This window comes from uncultured Phenylobacterium sp. (assembly GCF_902826855.1).
GTDB lineage: Bacteria > Pseudomonadota > Alphaproteobacteria > Caulobacterales > Caulobacteraceae > Phenylobacterium.
The window spans coordinates 1-4,930 of record NZ_CADEGK010000283.1 but is presented as its reverse complement, the minus strand read 5'-3'; the positions used below and the strand labels follow the sequence as shown (position 1 = coordinate 4,930).

The following is a 4,930-nucleotide window of genomic DNA, read 5'->3' as shown; positions in this document are numbered from 1 at the left end:
ACTAGCCGCCATGAGCGCGCCAAAAGTTGCCCTGACCTCCGAACAACTGGTGATCCCCAAGCTCATCCAGGCCGGCTACAGCATCTGGCGGTGCGCGCTGGCGGGGATCGTGGCCCTCCTGGCCTATGTGGCGTTCAAGCCCATCACCCCGCCGCTGGTGATGACCATATGGGCCTCGGCGGCGGCGGCTTTCATGGCGTTCTGGGCCGTCATGGTCGCGCTGTCCCTGGTGGCCAAACCGCAAAGCGAGGCCGAGTTTCGGACCTGGGCGCCGGTCGTGTACGTGCTGGCGGGCGCCTACATCGCTGGGCTCACATCCGTCGTCTGGGTCTTGATGCCCTACGCGCCCTACGATCTCAGGCTCGTCGTGGCCCTTTTCCTGTTCGGACTGGTGGTCAACCTGATCCTGAACAAGCCGGAGGGGATCAATTTCATTCGGCCGGCCATCATCTGTGTGACCGGATCCCTGGCGGCATTCTTCGCCCTTCACCCCGGGCCATGGAGTTCGGCGGTCGTCCTGTTCTGCCTGCTGTTCGGCGGAACGCTCGTCGCCTTGAGCGGCGTGTTCCCCACAGCCATGAGCGAGGCGTTCAACGCCCGGCAGGTGGCGGTGCAGGCGCTGGCGGACGCCCAGACCGCGCGCGCCGCCACGACGCGGTTCCTGGCCTCGGCTTCTCACGATCTCGGCCAGCCTCTGAACTCAGCCCGTCTCTATTTCGATCGCCTCATGGGGAGCACGTCGGGCCGCGACCGTTTGAAAGCCGCCCAAGGCGTCGAGGGCGCATTCGAAGCGATCGGGCAGATGATCGATCAGGTGACCAACTATCTTCGCCTTGATGCCGGCGCCCTGGCCAGTCGTGAGGCCGCCGTTCAGCTCGGACAGGTCATCGCACAGACGGTTGAGCAGCATGAGCCCGCCGCGCGCACGGCGCGCGTCGTACTGCGCACCCTGTCAAACCGCCTGGTGGTCGCCGGTGATCCCATCCTCGTGGAACGCGTCCTCGGCAACCTGATCCACAATGCCATCCGCCACGCGCAGGCCAGAACCATCCTGGTCGGCGCCAAGCGGCATGGATCGATGGTGCGGCTGTGGGTGATCGACGACGGCGTCGGCATTCTCCCGGCGGATCAGGCGACGATCTTCGATCCCTATGTGCAGGGTTCCGACCATGCGGGAGAGATCCGCGGGGGCTACGGTCTGGGGCTGGCGTCTGCCCGCTTGATGGCCGACCTGATGGGCGGCCGGGTTGGCTACGATCCGCGTTGGCGAAACGGCAGCGCCTTTTTCCTTGAGTTGAGCGCCTGCTGACCACAACGTCGCAAACACGGGAACCCAACCCGGCTGGAGCGTCGGCGCGTGAAGTCCTGCCTGATCTGCGACGATCACGCGATGATGCGCGACGCCCTTGCCGGCGCCGTGCAGCAGGCCTTTCCCGAGGCGAACCTTACCGAGGCCCATGATTTCCCCTCGGCCTGGATCGCGGCCCGCGCCCGGCCGGATCTCATCGTTTGCGACCTGGTGATGCCCGGCGCCGATCCGGAAGCAGGGATTGCCGGCGTGTTGGCCGCAGCCCCGGGGACGCCCATCCTGGTGGTTACAGGTAATGATGATGACGCTCTGCTTTTGCGCCTCATGCAGGCCGGCGTGGCCGGGTTCCTGCCTAAATCGGCGCGCAGCCGCGTGATAGCTTCGGCGATCACGATGATCCTGGCTGGCGGCCGCTTCCTTCCCATGGGACGCCGCGACCCTCCGGAAGCACCATCGAAACGAGCGGATGTTGCGCCGATGCGCCTTACGCCGCGCCAGACCGATATCATGCGGGCCATGGCTCTGGGCCAGACCAACAAAGAGATCGCCAAAGCGTTCGACCTGTCGCCGGCCACTGTGAAAGCCCATGCAACGGCTGCGTTTCTGGCGCTGGGCGTCACCACCCGTACTGAAGCTGCGTTCAAAGCGCGAGAGGCGGGATTGATTTAGACGCGACCCGGCCCCCGCTGCACTGGTCCCGGCGATCCGCTTTGCTGCGCCCGGGATCACGGGCGAGGCGATGCGCGTAGCCAACCGGTGGGCGAGCGGGTCCGACGTTGGGGCCATCGAGGCGCAGCGCCGCCCTCTCCCAAGGCGCTCCGCGCCTGTAGGCCACGGTTGAAGCTGAAGCGGCTCTGCGCGCAGGCGAGGACCCAGTGCAGACCTACCAGCGTCGCCAACGAGTCGAGGCTGTGTGAGAATTCAGCTGGGTCGGGGAACCAAGGTGCGACTTCGACGGGCGACAAAAAACCAGCTCGCAGCACAAGCGATCCCGTAGATCGCGGTCATGATCAGCAGCCGAGTTGGGGCGATCTCCGCTGGTGGAAGCCCAACTGGGATGCCGTCGAACCACGACATGGCACGATGACGATAGGCCAGAACAGCAGGCCGCCGATGACACCAGCGAGGGCGTACTGCAGCAGCCCTTCAGTTCTTAGCTTCGCCAGAATCCAGGTGGCTGGCAGCCCGATCACCACAAGCGCTGCAAGAACGAAAGGTGCATCAAGGCCACCGTAAACAGCCAGCGCAATAGAGGTGGCCCAGCGTTCCACGCCGAAGGCTGAACGACGATGGCCCGCAGCGAAGCTGATCGCACGCACGACCCGGCGATGCGGATCGCCGACTCCCGCCCGCTGACCGGCCGGTACGGCGTTGCCTACCAGGTCGCGAACATCGCGAGCGCCGCCGCCGCCATGCATGCGGTGGCCAGCCAACCCAGCACGCGAAGCGCAACCGGCGCGACGAACGCGCCCATCTCGTCGCGCCGGGAGGCCACGATCATCATCGCGGCCATCAGCGGCACGCTGATGACGCCGTTCAGCACCGCGCTCCAGAACAGCGCCCGGATCGGATCGACCGGCGAATAGTCCACGGCCAGGCCGATCAGAACCGCCAACCCGATCACCGTGTAAAATCCGACGGCCTCGCGCGGCTTGTGCTCGAGTCCGATCCTCCAGCCACGGGACTCGCAGATCGCATAGGCCGCCGATCCCGCAAGAACGGGCACGGCGAGCAGCCCCGTCCCGATGATGCCCAGGCTGAACAGGGCGAAGGCGAGATCGCCGGCAATCGGCCGAAGGGCCGCCGCAGCGTCGGCGGAGGTCTGGATGTCCGTCCGGCCCTCGGCATGCAAGGTGACGGCGGTCGTCAGGATGATGAAGAACGCGACGAGATTGGCGAAGGCCATGCCGAGGTAGGTGTCCCAGCGGATGCGGCTCAGTTCCCGGGGGGCCTGTTCGGGATGATCGATAAGCGGATCGGTGGTCGGATCGGCCTCGTCGTCCTCGACCTCCTCGGAGGCCTGCCAGAACAGCAGGTAGGGGCTTATGGTGGTGCCAAACACACCCACGATCACGGTCGCGGTGGCGCCCGTCAAAGCGAGGTGCGGCGTCACCGCTCGCAGGGCGACCTCGCCCCAATCGATCCGCACCGTGAGGACGACCCCGACGTAGGCGAACAGCGCCAGGGTGAGCCACTTCAAGAAGCGGACGTAGTGGTGGTAGGGCACCAGCACCTGCAGGCCGAGGGAGATCACGGCGAACAGGATGGTGAACACGTGGCGCCCCCATCCCAGGGTCAGTTCCGCGGCCGCGCCCATGGCGGCCAGATCGGCGCCGATATTGATGGTATTGGCGATGAAGAGCAGCGACACCAGCACGGCCACCGCCGGAGGCGGAAACACGCGGCGCAGATTCGCGGCAAGTCCGTGGCCGGTAACGCGCCCGATCCGCGCGCTGATGATCTGGATCGACGACACCAGCGGATAGAGGAACAGCATGCTCCACAGCATGTTGAGCCCGAACTGCGCTCCCGCCTGCGAGTAGGTGGCTATGCCGCTGGGGTCGTCGTCGGCGGCGCCAGTGATCAGGCCCGGACCCAGACGCTGAAAAAGAGCCGCGCGACGAACCCGGTGGGTCGCCAGGCTCATTCCTGGCGGGCGCGGGACGTGGGCGGCCGCCGCCACTCTTCGGCGCACTTCAACCATGACACGCTGTCCTCGCTCGGCGCTGGTGAACTCGGCGGCGGCTGGGCCTATGCTCAGCACGGTCGCGCTGGCTAGCGCCAGCCAAATCGGGGATTACGAACGCCAATGAGCGACGCAGTGGCCGGCCGGTTAAGACGCACGATCATCGAAATCGACCGGCAAATCCTGGGGATACTCCTCCCCAACACCCGGCTCGACGATGCGCAGGTCGCGAGTGTCGCGACCCTGGAGCAGGCCCGAAACGCCGCCCATCGTCTGCTTCTGTTGGCGGAAGCCGGCGAGCTCGAAGACGGGGCGCCGTAGGGGAGGCGCTGCGCGCGCGGGACTTGCCGCGGCCCTGGCGACCGTCGTTCTCGGCCCGGCTCCCCGCCGCCGCCCGCCTTAGGGCTGTAGAGCCGCGCCTGGGATCCAGGACCGTGCGGTGGGACCTGGGTCCCGCGCTCCGCTGCGCTGCGGCCGGGATGACGGGCGGGACGGGGCGAGGCGATGCGCGTAGCCGGCCGGTGATACGAGCGGGTCCAACGTCGGGCCATCGAAGCGCGGCGCCGCCCTCTCCCACGGCGCTCCGCGCCCGGGAGAGGAGAGGGGTGTCGGTCTAGCCGTCCGGGAGTTCGCCCATGGCGCTCTGGAGGTAGTTCTGTTCGCCGAGGCTCTTCACCAGGCTGAGCTGGGTTTCGAGGTAGTCGATGTGCTCCTCGGTGTCGGTGAGGATCTCGCGCAGGAGCTGGCGGGAGACGAAGTCGGAGACGCCTTCGCACTGGCGGATGCCGTCGACCAGCGTCTTGCGGCCGTTGAGTTCCAGGTTGAGGTCGGCGGCCAGGCCCTCGGGCACGGTCTCGCCGATCGCGAGCTTGCCCAGGTCCTGCAGGTTGGGCAGGCCTTCCAGGAACAGGATGCGGTGGATCAGCTTGTCGGCG

At 66.9% G+C, this 4,930-nt stretch carries 6 protein-coding genes; 3 read left to right on the top strand and 3 right to left on the bottom strand.

What is annotated here, in order from left to right; all coding sequences use genetic code 11:
* Positions 1-193: 193 nt before the first annotated feature.
* Both QZV94_RS23325 and QZV94_RS23320 read left to right on the top strand, forming a co-directional pair.
* A complete protein-coding gene (locus QZV94_RS23325; protein ID WP_293682593.1) occupies positions 194-1,309 on the top strand; it encodes a sensor histidine kinase KdpD in 1,116 nt (371 codons plus the stop codon).
* A gap of 48 nt (positions 1,310-1,357) precedes the next feature.
* Positions 1,358-1,978 (top strand): response regulator transcription factor, encoded by a 621-nt coding sequence (locus QZV94_RS23320; protein ID WP_293682591.1) that lies wholly within the window; start codon positions 1,358-1,360, stop codon positions 1,976-1,978.
* A 341-nt stretch (positions 1,979-2,319) separates the two neighbouring features.
* On the opposite strand, the gene QZV94_RS23315 is transcribed toward QZV94_RS23320, so the two are convergent.
* Complete coding sequence (locus tag QZV94_RS23315; protein ID WP_293682590.1) at positions 2,320-2,628, bottom strand: hypothetical protein; 309 nt, start codon at positions 2,626-2,628, stop codon at positions 2,320-2,322.
* Positions 2,629-2,684: 56 nt separating this feature from the next.
* Positions 2,685-3,956: an NRAMP family divalent metal transporter gene (locus QZV94_RS23310; RefSeq protein ID WP_293682594.1), complete on the bottom strand. Its 1,272-nt coding sequence runs from the start codon at positions 3,954-3,956 to the stop codon at positions 2,685-2,687.
* 162 nt (positions 3,957-4,118) lie between these two features.
* On the opposite strand from QZV94_RS23310, the gene QZV94_RS23305 reads away from it, so the two are divergent.
* Complete coding sequence (locus QZV94_RS23305) at positions 4,119-4,316, top strand: hypothetical protein (RefSeq protein WP_293682589.1); 198 nt, start codon at positions 4,119-4,121, stop codon at positions 4,314-4,316.
* 292 nt (positions 4,317-4,608) lie between these two features.
* On the opposite strand, the gene bfr is transcribed toward QZV94_RS23305, so the two are convergent.
* On the bottom strand, positions 4,609-4,930 hold a 322-nt coding region (gene bfr / locus QZV94_RS23300), incomplete at its 5' end, for a bacterioferritin (protein ID WP_293682587.1).

Coding starts and splice junctions, on each gene's coding strand:
- QZV94_RS23325 (WP_293682593.1), top strand. CDS start 194: ATGGCGTTCTGGGCCGTCATGGTCGCGCTGTCCCTGGTGGCCAAACCG.
- QZV94_RS23310 (WP_293682594.1), bottom strand. CDS start 3,956: ATGAGCCTGGCGACCCACCGGGTTCGTCGCGCGGCTCTTTTTCAGCGT.
- QZV94_RS23305 (WP_293682589.1), top strand. CDS start 4,119: ATGAGCGACGCAGTGGCCGGCCGGTTAAGACGCACGATCATCGAAATC.